This window comes from Kitasatospora sp. NPDC086791 (genome assembly GCF_040685975.1).
Taxonomy (GTDB): domain Bacteria; phylum Actinomycetota; class Actinomycetes; order Streptomycetales; family Streptomycetaceae; genus Kitasatospora.
The window spans coordinates 69,298-84,755 of sequence record NZ_JBFBOC010000030.1; the positions used below are offsets into that span (position 1 = coordinate 69,298).

Annotated in this window: 12 protein-coding genes; 4 read left to right on the plus strand and 8 right to left on the minus strand. The window is 74.2% G+C overall.

Going from position 1 to position 15,458, the window contains the following annotated elements; translation table 11 throughout:
- Nucleotides 1-20 precede the first annotated feature (20 nt).
- Nucleotides 21-776: a DapH/DapD/GlmU-related protein gene (locus AB0Q99_RS28520; RefSeq protein ID WP_363576428.1), complete on the minus strand. Its 756-nt coding sequence runs from the start codon at nucleotides 774-776 to the stop codon at nucleotides 21-23.
- Nucleotides 777-968: 192 nt separating this feature from the next.
- On the opposite strand from AB0Q99_RS28520, the gene AB0Q99_RS28525 reads away from it, so the two are divergent.
- Complete coding sequence (locus AB0Q99_RS28525) at nucleotides 969-1,739, plus strand: maleylpyruvate isomerase family mycothiol-dependent enzyme (RefSeq protein WP_363576429.1); 771 nt, start codon at nucleotides 969-971, stop codon at nucleotides 1,737-1,739.
- Between the two features lie 110 nt (nucleotides 1,740-1,849).
- Here AB0Q99_RS28525 and AB0Q99_RS28530 read toward each other — a convergent pair whose 3' ends face one another.
- Complete coding sequence (locus tag AB0Q99_RS28530) at nucleotides 1,850-2,623, minus strand: enoyl-CoA hydratase family protein (RefSeq protein ID WP_363576430.1); 774 nt, start codon at nucleotides 2,621-2,623, stop codon at nucleotides 1,850-1,852.
- A 753-nt stretch (nucleotides 2,624-3,376) separates the two neighbouring features.
- On the opposite strand from AB0Q99_RS28530, the gene AB0Q99_RS28535 reads away from it, so the two are divergent.
- Nucleotides 3,377-5,680 carry a glycosyl hydrolase family 18 protein gene (locus AB0Q99_RS28535; protein WP_363576431.1) on the plus strand — a complete coding sequence of 768 codons (2,304 nt, stop codon included), beginning with the start codon at nucleotides 3,377-3,379 and terminating at the stop codon, nucleotides 5,678-5,680.
- Between the two features lie 152 nt (nucleotides 5,681-5,832).
- On the opposite strand, the gene AB0Q99_RS28540 is transcribed toward AB0Q99_RS28535, so the two are convergent.
- Complete coding sequence (locus AB0Q99_RS28540; RefSeq protein WP_363576446.1) at nucleotides 5,833-7,026, minus strand: geranylgeranyl reductase family protein; 1,194 nt, start codon at nucleotides 7,024-7,026, stop codon at nucleotides 5,833-5,835.
- 318 nt (nucleotides 7,027-7,344) lie between these two features.
- Here AB0Q99_RS28540 and AB0Q99_RS28545 point away from each other — a divergent pair, with 318 nt between their 5' ends.
- The gene (locus AB0Q99_RS28545) at nucleotides 7,345-8,709 is read left to right on the plus strand and encodes a dipeptidase (RefSeq protein WP_363576432.1); all 1,365 of its coding nucleotides are present in this window, start codon (nucleotides 7,345-7,347) and stop codon (nucleotides 8,707-8,709) included.
- On the opposite strand, the gene AB0Q99_RS28550 is transcribed toward AB0Q99_RS28545, so the two are convergent.
- Both AB0Q99_RS28550 and AB0Q99_RS28555 read right to left on the minus strand, forming a co-directional pair.
- Nucleotides 8,685-9,572, minus strand: coding sequence for a DUF4184 family protein (locus tag AB0Q99_RS28550; RefSeq protein WP_363576433.1), 888 nt, complete (start codon nucleotides 9,570-9,572; stop codon nucleotides 8,685-8,687). The two genes, AB0Q99_RS28545 and AB0Q99_RS28550, sit on opposite strands and share 25 nt — an antisense overlap.
- Nucleotides 9,573-9,736: 164 nt before the next feature.
- Complete coding sequence (locus tag AB0Q99_RS28555) at nucleotides 9,737-10,804, minus strand: NUDIX domain-containing protein (RefSeq protein ID WP_363576434.1); 1,068 nt, start codon at nucleotides 10,802-10,804, stop codon at nucleotides 9,737-9,739.
- A 348-nt stretch (nucleotides 10,805-11,152) separates the two neighbouring features.
- Here AB0Q99_RS28555 and AB0Q99_RS28560 point away from each other — a divergent pair, with 348 nt between their 5' ends.
- On the plus strand, nucleotides 11,153-12,067 hold the full coding sequence (locus AB0Q99_RS28560; protein ID WP_363576435.1) for a ribokinase: 915 nt from the start codon (nucleotides 11,153-11,155) through the stop codon (nucleotides 12,065-12,067).
- A 188-nt stretch (nucleotides 12,068-12,255) separates the two neighbouring features.
- Here the strand turns inward: AB0Q99_RS28560 and AB0Q99_RS28565 are convergent, their stop codons facing one another.
- From AB0Q99_RS28565 to AB0Q99_RS28575, 3 genes are all read right to left on the minus strand, one after another.
- On the minus strand, nucleotides 12,256-13,143 hold the full coding sequence (locus AB0Q99_RS28565) for a C40 family peptidase (RefSeq protein ID WP_363576436.1): 888 nt from the start codon (nucleotides 13,141-13,143) through the stop codon (nucleotides 12,256-12,258).
- A 294-nt stretch (nucleotides 13,144-13,437) separates the two neighbouring features.
- Nucleotides 13,438-14,859 carry an acyl-CoA synthetase gene (locus AB0Q99_RS28570; protein WP_363576437.1) on the minus strand — a complete coding sequence of 474 codons (1,422 nt, stop codon included), beginning with the start codon at nucleotides 14,857-14,859 and terminating at the stop codon, nucleotides 13,438-13,440.
- 317 nt (nucleotides 14,860-15,176) lie between these two features.
- The coding region (locus tag AB0Q99_RS28575; RefSeq protein WP_363576438.1) for an electron transfer flavoprotein subunit alpha/FixB family protein at nucleotides 15,177-15,458 on the minus strand (282 nt) is incomplete at its 5' end.

The following is a 15,458-nucleotide window of genomic DNA, read 5'->3' on the forward strand; positions in this document are numbered from 1 at the left end:
GGAGGGCCGAACGCCGATCGTCAGTCCTGCTCCCCCGGCAGCCGCAGGTCCCACCCGACGAGGGCACGCAACTGCTCCGCCGTCACGCCCTCCGGCACCGGCTGGGGCGCCTCGTGGCGCAGCGGCGGCTGCCAGCCCTCCTCCTCGGTCCAGCGGCGGACCACCTTGGCCGGCGCCCCGGCGACGACGCTGTGGTCGGGCACCTCGCCGCGCACCACCGCGCCCGCCGCGACCACCACGTTGCGGCCGATCCGCGCCCCCGGCAGGATCACCGCGCCGGTGCCGATCCAGCTGCCCGCACCGATCTCCACCGGCTCGTTGCGCGGCCACTGCTTGCCGATCGGGAGGTCGGTGGCCCGGTACTCGTGCGCCTGGTCCGAGATGTAGACGCCGGGCCCGGTCCACACGTCGTCGCCGAGCACGATCGACTGGTGGCCGACGATGTGGCTGTCCCGGCCGATCACGCAGCCGCCGCCGATCCGCACGATCGGCTCCGGCCCGAGGTCGAGTCCGGGCAGGAACCCGGCGCTGATGGTGACCCGTTCGCCGATGATCGAGAACGGCCCGATGGTGATCCACTGCTCGTTGAACACCGCCCCGAGCGGGAAGGCCAGCGTCGTGCCGTCCCCCAGCTCGCCGAACCGGTACGGACCCGGGTTCCGGTTGGTGACCGCGCCGGTCCGCTGCGCCCAGCGCCAACCCCGGTGGACGAGGCGCCCGACGGCACGGCGGCCACCTGCCCGGACGGCGGAGACAAGGGATCGGGTTATCGGCATGCGCTCACGTTACCGGCCCGTAGCGGACGCCCGACCGCCGGGCGGCCAACATCACACCGGCCCCGGCCACCCCACCCACCCCAGCCGCTCCGCCTCCGGTCGCCACGCCCCTACACCCCTCACCACCCATCCACTCGAAAGAATGTCCGAAAACCGCGACCTGTGGCAGCCGTCGATGGAAGACTCCGCCCCATGGAGATCACCGAGCACATCGACGCGCTGCGCCACGAGGGCACCCGGCTCGCCGAGGCCGCCGCCCGTACCGACCTGACGGCTCCCGTCCCCACCTGCCCGGACTGGCAGGTGGGCGACCTGCTGCGGCACGTCGGCTACGTCCACCGCTGGGCCACCGCCATCGCGTCCCGGGGCCTGCGGGCGCCGCTGGACGAGGCGGGCGCGGAGGCCGCCGTCGGACCGATGCCCTCGGACGCCGCGCTGCTCGACTGGTTCCGCGAGGGCCACGCCACCCTGGTGGACGCGCTCGGCAAGGCCCCGGCCGACGTCGAGTGCTGGAGCTTCCTGCCCGCGCCCAGCCCGCTGGCGTTCTGGGCCCGGCGCCAGGCGCACGAGACCGCCGTCCACCGCCACGACGCGGACGCCGCCGCCGGGGTGCCCGGACCGGCCGTGGACACCGCGCTCGCCCTGGACGGCATCGACGAACTGGTGGGCGGTTTCATGACCCGCAGCCGCGCCACCCTACGCAGCGACCGGCCGCGCACCCTCCAGGTCAGGGCCACCGACGGCCCCGGCTCCTGGCGGCTGACGATCACCCAGGAGCCGCCGGTCGTCACCATCGACGCGAGCACCGAACCGGCCGATCTGACCCTCACGGGCCCCGCCCGCGAGCTCTACCTGCTGCTCTGGAACCGGCTGCCCGCCGAGCAGACCGGGGCGGTCGAGTCGGCCGGCGACCGGGACCTGCTCGACCTCTGGCGGGACGCGGCGGCGATCCGCTGGTCCTGACATCCCGCACGCCCCCGAACACGGCCGTGACGCCGTACCGCCATGCCGCCGGAGCACCGGCGCCGTGAACACGGCCACGGCCACGGCCGTGTTCACGGAACCCGGGCGGGTCAGCGCACCCAGCGCGCGGGCCGCTTCTCCAGGAACGCCCGCATGCCCTCCTGCGCCTCCGCCGAACCGAACAGCCGAGCCGACAGCTCCACCAGCTCGTCGGCGTCCCGCTCGAAGGAGCGCACCACCTCGGCGTTGGCCAGCCGCTTCGACTCCGCCAGCCCCTGCGGGGAGCCCTGGCGCAGCGCGTCCAGCAGGCCCTTCAGCACGACGCCGGTGTCCTCGGCGGACCCGGTGGCGCTGGTGATCAGACCGATCCGGGCGGCCTCGGCGGCGTCGAAGACCTCACCGGTGAGGTAGTACCGGGAGGCGGCGCGCGGCTCCAGCTTGGGGCGCAGCGGCAGGGAGATGACGGCGGGCGCGAGACCGAGCCGGACCTCGGTGAAGGCGAAGGTCGAGGCCGGTCCGGCGACGGCGAGGTCGGCCGCGCCGACCAGGCCGAGGCCGCCCGCCCGCACGTGCCCGTCGATCACGACGATCACCGGCTTGGCGCAGTCCACGATCGCCCGCTGCAGCTCGACCAGGCCGCGCGGGCCGACCGTCGGGTCCGCGCCGGTCGCCTCGGAGAGGTCCGCGCCCGCGCAGAACACCTTGCCGGTGTGCCCGAGCACCACGGCGCGGACCTCCGGGTCGGCGGCGGCCGACGCCAGCCCGGCGTGCAGCTCGGCCATCAGGCGGGTGGAGAGCGCGTTCCGGTTGTGCGGCGAGTCGAGGGTGAGCGTGGTGACGGCGTCGGCGGTGCTGACGCGGACGAGGGGCTCTGCGCTGGTCATCGGCGGGGCCTGCTTTCCGGCTGAGGGTGGGTCGGACTGCGGACTGCGGAGTACTGACTGCGGACTACGGGACCGCGGGCGCGGCCCGGGGTGCCGGACGGCGCCCGGACGACTCTGGCACGCCCACCCGCCCCTCGGCCAGAGCCAACCTGCCACGCCCTCCGGAACCGGCCCGCCCGCGCCGCCGAGGCCGAAGCCGACGGACCGCGCCCACGGACCGCACCTGCGGGCCGCACCCGCACGCCGCGGCCTGCGGGCGTGCGTCGCGACCTCCTGGCAGGCTCCGCGCGAGCTGCTCGGCGCGCCGGTGCACGTGTACGGCGGGCCACTGTTCGGCGACGCCGTCGGACGGGAGCTCGGCCTCGGTCTGCTGGAACCGGCGGCGGACCGGCTGACCAGGCTGCCGCCGACCCGGACGCCGTCCTCGACGTGGTGCTTCGCTCGGGCGGACCGGTCTGCCGACTCCCCGTCACCGATCGCCCGTTCCTGCGCGAGCTGCCCGAAGTGGTGCGCTGAGGCCCAACGGCCGCGGACCAGGCGGTGCTTGCGGTTCGGACGGGTCATGGCTCAGGATCCGGCCCATGACCACCTGACGACGGGCAACTCCTCACTGGTACAGACCTGTTGACGCATTGGTCCAGTCCTCCTACAGTGCCCATGCCCCGCCTCCCCACGGCGCCGGCACCGCTCGCACACGGATCAACCCCGGTTCTACGTCCCCCTGTTCCAACCCCCACAGTCACAGGGAGAACCATGTCCGCTCGATCCCGGGCCGGACGCCCGCGCGTGCGCACCAGACTGCTCGCGCTGCTCAGCGTCCTGCTCCTCCCCCTCGCCGCGCTCACCGCGCTAGCCGCCCCGGCGAACGCCGCCGGGAGGCTCACCGCCACCTTCAACACCGCCGACAACGGCTCCTGGTGGCAGGGCACCTACATCGTCCACAACGACAACGCGACCGCCGTGTCCGGCTGGAGCCTGGAATTCGACCTCCCGTCCGGCGTGACCATCGGCAACAGCTACAACGGCACCGCCACCGTCAACGGCCGACACGTCAGCGTGGCCGCCGCGTTCTACAACTCCACCGTGAACGCCCACAGCACCACCGAGCCGTACAGCTTCTGGTTCGTCGGCACCGGCCCGGTCGCCAGGCCGCTCAACTGCCGCATCAACGGCGACAAGTGCGACGGCACCCCCGACGTCCCACCGTCCGCCCCGGGCACCCCGACGGTCAGCGAGTCCACCGCGCACACGCTGGCCCTGAGCTGGCCGGCCGCCACCGGCGGGGACTTCCCGGTCGCCTCGTACGACGTGCTGAACGGCAGCACGGTCGTCGCCTCCGGCCCGACCACCGGCACCCTGGTCACCGGCCTCACCCCGGCCACCTCGTACACCCTGACCGTCCGGGCCAAGGACAGCCGCGGCAACACCGGTCCGCTCAGCGCCCCCGTCACGGCCGCCACCTTCGACCCGGCCACCGACCCCGTCCCGCCCACCGCGCCGACCAACCTCCGTACCACATCGGTCAGTTCGACGGACGTGACGCTCGCCTGGAACGCCGCGACCGACAACGTCCGGGTCGCCGCGTACGACGTCTACCAGGGCGGCACCCTGGTGGCGACGGTCACCGGCAAGACGCTGACCGCGACGGTCGGCAGCCTCTCGCCGTCCACCACCTACACCTTCACCGTGAAGGCCCGCGACCCCGCCGACAACGCCTCGCCCGCCTCCGCCCCGCTCACCGCGACCACCTCGGACCTGGTCGGCGCCGGGAAGTACGCCCGGGTCGGCTACTTCGTCCAGTGGGGCATCTACGGTCGCCAGTACTTCGTCAAGAACCTCGACACCTCGGGCAGCGCGGCCAAGCTCGACGTCGTCAACTACGCCTTCGAGAACATCGATCCGGTCAACCTGACCTGCCTCGCGGGCGTCACCAAGGGCACCACCGCCAACCCGCAGGACCCGGACCAGGGCACCGGAGCCGGTGACGCGGACGCCGACTACGCCCGCCCGATGAGCGCCGACCAGTCGGTGGACGGCGTGGCCGACGACGGCTGGGGCAAACTCCGCGGCAACCTCAACCAGTTGAAGAAGCTCAAGGCCAAGTACCCGAACCTGAAGGTGGTCGTCTCACTCGGCGGCTGGACGTACTCCAAGTACTTCTCCGACGTCGCCGCCACCGACGCCTCCCGCCAGAAGTTCGTCAAGTCCTGCGTGGACACCTGGATCAAGGGCAACCTGCCGGTCTACAACGGCGCCGGCGGCGACGGCGTGGCGGCCGGGATCTTCGACGGCATCGACCTCGACTGGGAGTGGCCGGGCTCCGGCGACGGCCACGCCGGCAACCACTGGAGCGCCAACGACAAGGCCAACCTGACCCTGCTGCTGGCCGAATTCCGCAAGCAGCTCGACGCGTCGGGCGGCTCGCACAAGCTGCTCACCGCCTTCACCCCGGCCGACCCGGCGAAGGTCGCCGCCGGCTGGGACCTCGGCAAGATCTTCAGCTCGCTCGACATCGCCAACGTCCAGGGCTACGACTTCCACGGCTCGGGCAGCGACAACTCCTGGGAGCCCAACCGCACCGGCCAGGCCTCCAACCTCTACCAGGACCCGAACGACCCGTACAACGTCCACTTCAGCGTGGACGCGGCCGTCCAGACCTACCTCGGTGCCGGGGTCAACCCGCGCAAGCTGACCATCGGCTTCCCGTTCTACGGGCGCGGCTGGCAGGGCGTGGCGGACGGCGGCGCGAAGGGCGTCTGGCAGTCCGCGAGCGGCGCCGCACCGGGCCAGTTCGCCGAGGAGGCCGGCACCCGGGGGTACAACAACCTGATCAGCAGCCTCTCCAACCTCACCGTCTACCACGACCCCAAGTCCATCGCGACGTACGGCTACACGGGCGCCGGCGGCCAGTGGTGGACGTTCGACGACGCCTGGTCGATCGCCCAGAAGACGGCCTACCTCAAGTCGAAGAACCTGCTCGGCGGCATGATCTGGGAGATGTCCGGCGACACCCCGGCGGGCACGCTCATGACCGCACTCGACACCGGGCTCAAGTAGCGGTCACCACCGCGTAGCCCACCACCCGCCGGAACACCCGACAGAACACGCCGGAACACCCGACGGAACGCAGAGCGGAACACCCGACGGAAACGGGGCCGGTGCTCCTCCCGGCACAGGAGGAGCACCGGCCCCGCGCGGGTCCGACGGCCCTACCGCGACGCCATCGACGTCAGCCTCCGCGCCGCCCGGTACTGCCGCAGCACCTGGGCGAAGGTGGTGTGCCCCTGGGTGGCCCGGGCGAAGGCCCGCCAGGCGGCCGGCACCAGGCAGACCGCCGCGTGGAACAGGTACGGCCGACGCTCGAAGGCGCCCAGCAGCTGCTTGCCGGCCCGCATCTCCACGCCCAGCCCGGCCTTGACCGCGAACGCGTAGTTGAGCGCCTCGCGCCGCACCGCCACCGCGTTCCCCGCCTCGGCGACCTTCACCGCCCACTCGCCGGCCAGCCGGCCCGAGCGCAGCGCGTACGAGATGCCCTCGCGCGTCCACGGCTCCAGCAGCCCGGCCGCGTCCCCGGCGACCAGCACCCGGCCGCGGGAGAGCGGCGAGTCCTCGGCCCGGCAGCGGGTGAGGTGCCCGGACTCCACCGCGGGGGTGAAGCCGGACAGGCCCAACCGCCGGATGTAGTCGGCGAGGTACCGCTTGGTCCGCTCGCCGTCACCGCGCGCCGAGATGACGCCGACGGTGAGGCTGCTGGTCTCGGTCTTGGGGAACACCCAGCCGTAACTGCCGCGCAGCGGGCCCCAGTCGAGGTGGATCCGGCCCGCCCAGTCCGCGGCGACCTGCGGCGGCACCGGGATCTCCGCCTCCAGGCCGAGGTCGATCTGGTCGAAGGTGACGCCGACGTGCCGGCCGATCCGGCTCGCGCTGCCGTCCGCGCCGACCACCGCGCGGGCCTCGAAGGTGCGCCCGTCGGCCGCCGTCACCAACACGGTCCGGTGCTCGCCGCCGCGCTGCTCGACACCGGTGACGGTCACTCCGGTGACCAGCACCGCCCCGGCAGCCTTGGCCGCCTGCACCAGGCGCAGGTCGAACTCGTCCCGGTTGACCAGGCCGAACAGCATCCGCTGGGAACGCCGCGTCCGGGTGTACCGCCCGTCGTAGGCGAAGGTCACGGCGTGCACCCGGTCCTGCAACGGCAGCTGGAAGTCCGGCGGCAGGCTGTCCCGGGAGGGGCCGATGATGCCGCCGCCGCAGGTCTTGTAGCGGGGGTGCTCGGCCTTGTCGAGGAGCAGCACGCGGCGGCCCTGGACGGCGGCGGCGTGCGCGGCCGAGGAACCGGCCGGTCCGGCGCCGACCACCACGACGTCCCAGACGCCGTCCGGCGGCGACGCCGCGTCGTCCAGCTGCGCGTCGCCGAGCTGCGCGGCCGTCCCTTCGAGCGGGCTGTCGAGCGGGCTACGGGAATCGGAGCTTCCGGAGTCAGTCACGTCGAGCAATCCTATGCGTCCACCCGCCCCACCGGACGCCGCACCACCAGAACCCCGCCCCACCACCCGAACCCCCGCCGAACCACCCGAACCCTCCACCACCCCGAACCGGCCGGACCGGCCGGGCGCCCGCCACGGACCACCCGATTCCGCTCCGCCTATGATCGGCGGTACCCCAACCGTCCCACTCCGCCCGCAGTAGCCCACGGGCGGCCCCACCCCCTCGGAGCCCCGATGTCACAGCCCCTGGCCGACGCCGTCCGGTCCCTGATGGACCGTGCCCGCACCGACCTCGCCGAGCTGGTCGCCTTCCCGTCGGTCGCCGACCCGCGCCAGTTCCCGGTCGAGGAGTGCGAGAAGGCCGCCCGCTGGGTCGCCGACGCGTTCGCCGCCGAGGGCCTGACCAACGTCCAGTTGCTCGACACCCCGGACGGCACCCAGTCCGTCTACGCCGAGCTGCCGGGCCCCGAGGGCGCGCCGACCGTCCTGCTCTACTCGCACTACGACGTCCAGCCGCCGCTGGACGCGGACGCCTGGCTCAGCCCCGCCTTCGAACTGACCGAGCGCGACGGCCGCTGGTACGGGCGCGGCGCCGCCGACTGCAAGGGCAACATCCTGATGCACCTGACCGCCCTGCGGGCGCTGCGCCAGGTGTACGGGGACTCCTACCCGGTCGGCCTGAAGATCATCGTGGAGGGCTCGGAGGAGCAGGGCACCGGCGGTCTGGAGCGCTACGCCGAGGCGCACCCCGAGCTGCTCGCCGCCGACGCCATCATCATCGGCGACACCGGCAACTTCGCGCCCGGCCTGCCCACGGTGACCGCCTCGCTGCGCGGCATGACGATGGTCGAGGCCTCGGTCACCACCCTGGGCGGCAACCTGCACTCCGGCGCGTTCGGCGGAGCCGCCCCGGACGCGCTGCAGTCGCTGGTCCGGATGCTCGCCTCGCTGCACGACGAGAACGGCGACGTCGCGGTCGCCGGGCTGACCGCCGACCAGACCTGGGAGGGCGTGCAGTACCCGGAGGAGCAGTTCCGGGCCGACGCCAAGGTGCTCGACGGCGTCGCCCTGACCGGCACCGGCACCATCGCCGACCGGCTCTGGGCCCGCCCCTCCGTCACCGTCCTCGGCATCGACGCCCCGCCGGTGATCGGCGCCACCTCCTCCGTCCAGGCCGCCGCCAAGGCCCTGATCAGCCTGCGCGTCCCGCCGGGCACGGACGCAGCCGCCGCCCAGGAGGCGCTGGTCGCCCACCTGGAGGCGCAGGTCCCGCTCGGCGCCGACCTCACCGTCCAGCGCCAGGGCTGCGGCTCCCCGTTCCAGGCCGACACCACCGGCCCGGCGTACGAGGCGATGGGCGAGGCCATGGCCGAGGCCTTCGGCACCGCGATGGTGGCCTCCGGCGAGGGCGGCTCGATCCCGCTCTGCAACACGCTGCGCTCGCTCTACCCGCAGGCCGAGATCGTGCTGATCGGCGTCGAGGAGCCGACCACCCAGATCCACGCGGTCAACGAGAGCGTCGACCCGCAGGAGCTGGAGCGGATGGCCCTCACCGAGGCCCTCTTCCTGCGCCGCTACGCCGAGCTGCGCTCGGTCTGACGGGCCTCCGGCCGGGGGCTGCCGCTCGCGGCCCCCGGTCCCGGCCGCCCGCCGCGCGACCGACGGGCGGCCGCCACCACCGCCGCGTACCCGACCGCGCCCACCGCGAGCCCGGCCCCGGCACCGAAGCAGACCTCCGGCACCAGGTTCCGCTTCAGCGGGCTGAGCCGGTGCAGCACCCCGGCCGCCGTCGCCGCGGCCAACAGCCCGACGGCGGCCCGCCGCGTCCGGGGCGCGAGCCCGACGGCCGGCCGCACCGGCTCGGCCGCCCGTACCGCCCGCGCCGCCCAGCCGCCCATCGCCACCAGCGCGAGCGCCGAACTGCCGTACTGCAGCGCCTCGTACAGCGGCACACCGGCGACCGACCGGTCCAGTGCGGGCAGCAGCCGGACGCCCAGCCTGCCCCCGTGCGTGAACGCGTCCCAGCCGACGTGGGTGGCCGCACCGATCGCCGCCGACGCCGCGAACCAGGCCGCGTCCGCGCCCCCGACGCCACCGCCGCCGCCACCAATGCCCCTGACCCCGCCGTCCCCGAGGACACCGCCTCCGGCCCGCCGGACCGTCAGCGCCTCGGCACCGCCGGCGAACCGCTCGGGCAGCAGCGCCACCAGCGGTCCCCGCAGCAGCCCGTGCCAGCCGGCCACCAGCGCACCGGCGATCGCCACGTCCAGCGTCGGCACCGCCCACCAGCTGTGCGTCAACCCTCCGTGGCGGTACACCCCGGGCAGCAGCGACTCGGCGAAGAACGGCACGTCGGGCGCCATCGATCCGGCGACCAGCGCCGACGCCACCAACGGCCCACGCACCCCGGCACGACGGAGCAGGGGCAGGACGGCGGCGGGGTGGCTCAGTGTGAAGGGCATGCCCCCATCCTCCCGCCCGCGCCGCCGGCCCGGCGACCCCGGAGCCACGGCGGCACTCCGCCGACCGTCCACCCACGCCGCCCAGCCACCCAGCCGCCCGCTCTGCCCGCGCGGGCTCACCGCCCCGCCGACCGACCGCCTGCCTACTCCCGACGCCGCCGCGACTACGCCGCGTCCGCCGCGCTCGCCAGGCCGGATGCCACCCGGCACCCCGCCTCCAGGTACCGCAACTCGCCACTGCGCCGGGCCTCCAGGGCGGCCGCCAGACGCCGGTACCGGCTCGGGGGCAGCAGCTCGGCGGCCTCGTCCAGCGTGACGAACCGCCAGCTGCGCAACTCCTCCTGCTGCAGCAGCAGGTCCTGGCGGCCCGCCTCGTCCAGCAGACCGCCGTCGTACATCAGCCGCAGGCCGCCGCGGCGCGGGCCGGTGCGCGGCTCCCAGTCGACGGCGAGCAGGCGCAGCCCGGACGGGTCGAGGCGCAGGCCCAGCTCCTCGGCGGTCTCGCGCAGCGCGGCGTCGGTGGGTGCCTCGCCGCGCTCGACCACGCCTCCGGGGAAGTCCCAGTCGGGTTTGTAGACGGGATCGACCAGCAGGACGCGGTCCTGCTCGTCGAAGAACAGGACGGCGGAGGCCACGGTGTCCCCGGTCGGGTCCGGGCTCTGGACGATCGGGCAGCGGGCGGCGCCGACCCGGACCAGCTCGGCGATCCGCTGGGCGGTCTCCCGGGGCGTGAGCCGGCTGGTGTCGACCATGCGGGCGTCGCCGACCAGCCAGCGACGGGCGGCACGGTAGCGGGGCAGGTGCTCCAGGCACCAGGTCCGGACCCGTCCGCTGGCCTCCGGATCGCCAGGGCACTCCTCGCGCTGGGCGATGCGCTCCCGCAGGATCGTTTCTTCTGGGTCCAGCACGAAGTGGTGCACCGTGATCCCGTGGGAGGCGAGGTCGCCGAAGATCTCGTCCCGGTAGTCCTCTCTGAGCAGGGTCATCGGGACCACCAGCGGGCCCCCGACCTCGTCGAGCAGCGCGGCCGCCGTCTCGGGGACGAGCCGGCGCCAGGCCGCCAGGTCCTGGAAGTCGGACACCGTCGCCAGCCGGTCGGCCGGGAGCATCCGGCGCAGACCGAAGCCCACCAGCTCGGGATCGAAGAGCACGCTCCCGGGCAGCAGTTCCACCAGCTCGCGGCAGGCACTGGTCTTGCCCGCCCCGAATGTGCCATTCACCCAGACGATCACAACGTCCCCTGCCCCTCGACTTCCCCCGATGCCGTTCGCACCGGGCGGCGCCCCCGTCAGCCGAACCAGCGCCACCGTGGTGGTACCCGCGCCACGCCGCTCCCCATACCTCCCCGACCCGCCCGCCCGCACGCCCCGGATTGCCCCGTGACAGCGGCATGTGCCCAGGCCAGGCACCCAGGCCCGGAAATATGCAGACCGGTCTACATCAAAATTGCACCCCCTCCTCACTGTGCACGCACAGGACGTCGGATGGGCCGACCTCCCGCACACGCCCGCGCACATGCCCGCACACCCGTCGACGCCACCCGCTTGCGCCGCCCGCACCCCGGCACGTACAGAGGAACGATGAAGCTGCTGCCCGTCGGCCGGGTCGTCGTCATCGGTTCGGTCAACACCGACCGGATCCTCCGCTGCCCCGTGCTCCCCTCCCCCGGCGAGACCGTCCTCGCCGACACCGCCACCCGGGGCTTCGGCGGCAAGGGCGCGAACCAGGCGGTGGCGGCGGCCCGGATGGGCGCGGCGACGCACCTGGTCGCCAAGGTCGGGAGCGATGCCGAGGGCGCGGCGGCACTCGCCGATCTGCACGGCGCGGAGGTCGAGACAGGTGCCGTGCTCACGCACCCCGACGCGCCCACCGGGCAGGCGATCGTCATGGTCGACCCGTCCGGCGAGAACAGCATCGTCGTCGTCCCCGGCGCCAACGCGCACCTCACCCCGGAGGAGGTCACCGCCGCCCTGGCACGGCTGCGCCTGCTCCCCGTCGACGTGGTCCTCACCAGCAACGAGGTCCCCGCGGAGTGCATCCGGGCGGCGGCCGCCGCGCTGCCCGCCGCGGGCCCCTCCGGCGCCACCCGCTGGCTGCACAACACCGCCCCGGCCGGAGCCCTGCCCGACACCGGCCCGACCGGGCGCCGCCCCTTGGTCGTCGCCAACGCCGTCGAGGCCCGCCAGCTGACCGGAGCCGCCGACGTCGCCGAGGCCGCCCGGCTCCTCGCCGACCGCGCCGAGGGCGTCGTGATCACCCTCGGCGGTGACGGCGCCCTGGTCGCCGCGGACGGGCTGACGGTCCGGCTGCCCGCCCCCGCCGTCCGGGTGATCGACACCACCGGGGCGGGCGACGTCTTCTGCGGCGCCCTCGCCGCCGGACTCGCGCGCGGCACCGACCTCCCCGGCGCGGCCGCGACCGCCGTCGCCGCCGGAGCCTTCGCCGTGACCGCCCTGGGTGCCCGCGGCGCCCTCCCCCGCCCGACGGACCTCTGACCGCCCGTCGAACGGCCACACCTCGGACGGCGGGCCCGGCGAAGGGCGCGCAGCGAAGCGTGCGCAGCGCACGCCGGGGGCGCCGGCCCGGCCAGGCGCCCCCGACCCCCGCACCCGCACCCGCACCCGCACCCGCACCCGCACCCGCAGACCACCGGACCCCACGGACCCACGGACCCGCGACCTCGCTACGGCCGCCCCATGTACGCCGGGTAGTAGCCGCTGCTGATCCCCGAGATCCGGATGTTCGTCCCCGGCCGCGCGGCCTCGACGTACTGGTTGTCGCCCAGGTAGATCGCCACGTGCTGGATGCCCCGCTCGGTCCCGTCCGGCGACCAGAACAGCAGGTCACCGCGGCGCAGCTGGCTCGCCGTGATCGGCGTGGTCGCCTCGTACTGGTCGTTGGCGACCCGCGGCAGGTTGATTCCGCCGCGCTTGAAGGACTGCTGCACCAGGCCCGAGCAGTCGTACCCGTCCGGCCCGTTGCCCGCGGTCCGGAACGGCTTGCCCAGCTGGGCGAGCGCGTACTGCACGGCGGTCTCGACGTCCGGGTCCGCGGCCACCGAGCCGCCGGAGGAACCGGAGGAACCGGAGCCGGACGATCCCGAGCCCGAGGAGCCGCCCCCGGTCCGCGCGAGGTAGATGTCATAGTGCGTGGTCCAGCGCCACTCGCCCTTGCTGTTGCGGAACCAGTAGCGCGATCCGTCCCAGCCCTGCGTGATCCCACCGCTCGACTTCGTGCCGCCCGAGGACTTGGCCGGGGACTTCGTCCCGCTGCCGGTCCGCGCCACGTACACGCTGTAGTGGGTGGTCCAGCGCCACTGCCCCTGGCTGTTCTTGAACCAGTACCGCGAGCCGTCCCACCCGGCGTGCGCCGGCGCGGTCTCGGCGGCCGCGGGGCTCACGCCGGTGCCGAGGCCGAGCACGCCCGCTCCGGTCGCGATCACGGCCACCATGCCTATCCCCCGGCGGAGCCGCGCGGCCCGGGAGGGACGGGGGGAACGGGCGGTGGCAGCAACCTGCTCCGCGGTCGGTTCGTCGGCGGCATCCAGTGCGCCGGTGTTGACGGTGGTCATCCCTGCTGACTTCCTTCACTGCTGCGGATCTCAGCGAGCCGTTGCGGATCGCCGCGACTCGCTGCGGACTACCGCCGGACGGGCGGCTGCGAAACCTCTTCGAACCGCCGTACACCCCCGGCAACACCGGTTCGTACGGCTGGGCAGACCGAGGCCTGCCTGCTCGTCACGTTAGGCACGCGTCCGCGCACGGCGCGCAGTGGAGTGCGCCAATGGAGGGTCGCGGGGCCGACGGTCCTCGACGGCGCATCAGGGTGAACACCCGTCACCGCAGGAAGGCCCGACGCCCCCTCATCACCGGACCTCGGCCTCCGCCGTCAGCTGCTTCTTCAGCACCTTTCCCAGGGCGTTCCTGGGCAGTTCGGGTACCAGCACGACCCGGCGCGGCCGCTTGTGCACCGAGAGCCGTTCCGCCACGAAGGCCGTCAGCTGTTCCCCCGTCACGACGCCGTCCGGGATGACGTACGCCACGATCGCCTGTCCGAGGTCCGCGTCCGGCACGCCGACCACCGCCGCGTCGGCGACCGACGGGTGGTCGCGCAGCGCGGCCTCCACCTCGCCCGCGCCGATCCGGTAGCCGCCGCTCTTGATCAGGTCCACCGAGGCCCGGCCGACGATCCGGTGGAAGCCGTCCGCCCCGATCACCGCGACGTCACCGGTGCGGAACCAGCCGTCCGCCGTCCACGCCTCGGCGTCCGCGTCCGGCCGGTTGAGGTAGCCGCTGAACAGCGTCGGACCGGATACCTGCAGCTCACCGACGGTCTCCCCGTCGTACGGCAGCCGGGTGCCGTCCTCGCCGACCAGCCGGGTGCGCACGCCGTCCAGCGGCAGGCCGACGCTGCCGGGGCGCCGCTCGCCGTCCGCCCTGGTGCTGACGGTGATCAGCGACTCGGTCATCCCGTACCGCTCGATCGGAGCGTGCCCGGTGAGCGCGACCAGCTTCTCGAACACCGGTACGGGCAGCGGGGCGCTGCCGGAGACCAGCAGCCGGGCCGAGGCCAACCGGGCCGCCGCCTCCGGATCCGCCGTCAACCGCGACCAGACGGTGGGCACTCCGAAGTACAGGCTGCCACCGGCGGCCGCGTAACCGGCCGGGGTGGGCCGCCCGGTGTGCACCAGCCGGCTCCCGGTGCGCAGGGCGCCGAGCACGCCGAGCAGCAGTCCGTGCACATGGAACAGCGGCAGACCGTGGGCGAGGGTGTCCTCGGCGGTCCACTGCCAGGCCGCGGCCAGGGCGTCCAGGTCGGCGCCGATGGCCCCGCGCCGGATCACCGCACCCTTGGGCGCGCCGGTGGTACCCGAGGTGTAGAGCACGAAGCCGGTCGAGTCCGCGGCCGGCTCGGCGTACGTGGCGGCGGAGCGCCGCAGCGGATCGACCGGCAGGCCCTCCACCGGGCTGCCCTCGGGCAGCGCCTCGCCGACGGCGTGGGCGAGCAGAGCCGCGCCCGAGTCGCGCAGGATGTGTTCGCGCTCCTTGGGCCCCGAGTCGGGCGGCAGCGGCACCACCGGCACTCCGGCGAGCAGGCCGCCGACCACGGCGATGACCGTCTCGACGGTGGGCCGGGCGAGCACCGCCAGCGCAGGGGCGCCGGCCACCCGGTCCGCGACGGCGGTCGCCGCACCCAGCAGTTCCTCCCGGGAGAGCGTCCGACCGTCGATCCGCAGCGCGTCCGCCGCGTCGCCGAAACCGCCCTGAAGTGCCGTCAGCAGTGCCATGCCACCGTCCTCGCCCTCGTCCCACGCTGTCGCGTCACGTCACATCACGTCCCGCACGTCACACGCCCGGGTCATGCGCTCAACTCATGGCCCCGCGCGCCACCCGTCAGGGCCATGAGTCCGACTCATGCCCCGCCCACCACACGATCGGGTCATGAGCCCGGCTCATCCCTCGGCATGAGTTCGGCTCATGCCCGCACGTCACGCGTTCGCGCCGACTCTACGGGCCCGGCACCACCCACCGTGCTCCGGGGACGACGACGGAGGGCGTGGCACCGAGCACCCCGGCGCCACGCCCTCCGAACCTTCCTACGGGATCAGGCCTTGCGGGCCTTCACCTCGGCGGTGAGCTGCGGCAGGACCGCGAAGAGGTCGCCGACCACGCCGTAGTCGACCAGCTCGAAGATCGGGGCCTCGGGGTCCTTGTTGACGGCCACGATGGTCTTCGAGGTCTGCATGCCGGCCCGGTGCTGGATGGCACCCGAGATGCCCGCCGCGATGTAGAGCTGCGGGGAGACCTGCTTGCCGGTCTGGCCGACCTGGCTGCTGTGCGGGTACCAGCCCGCGTCGACGGCGGCCCGCGAGGCACCCACGGCCGC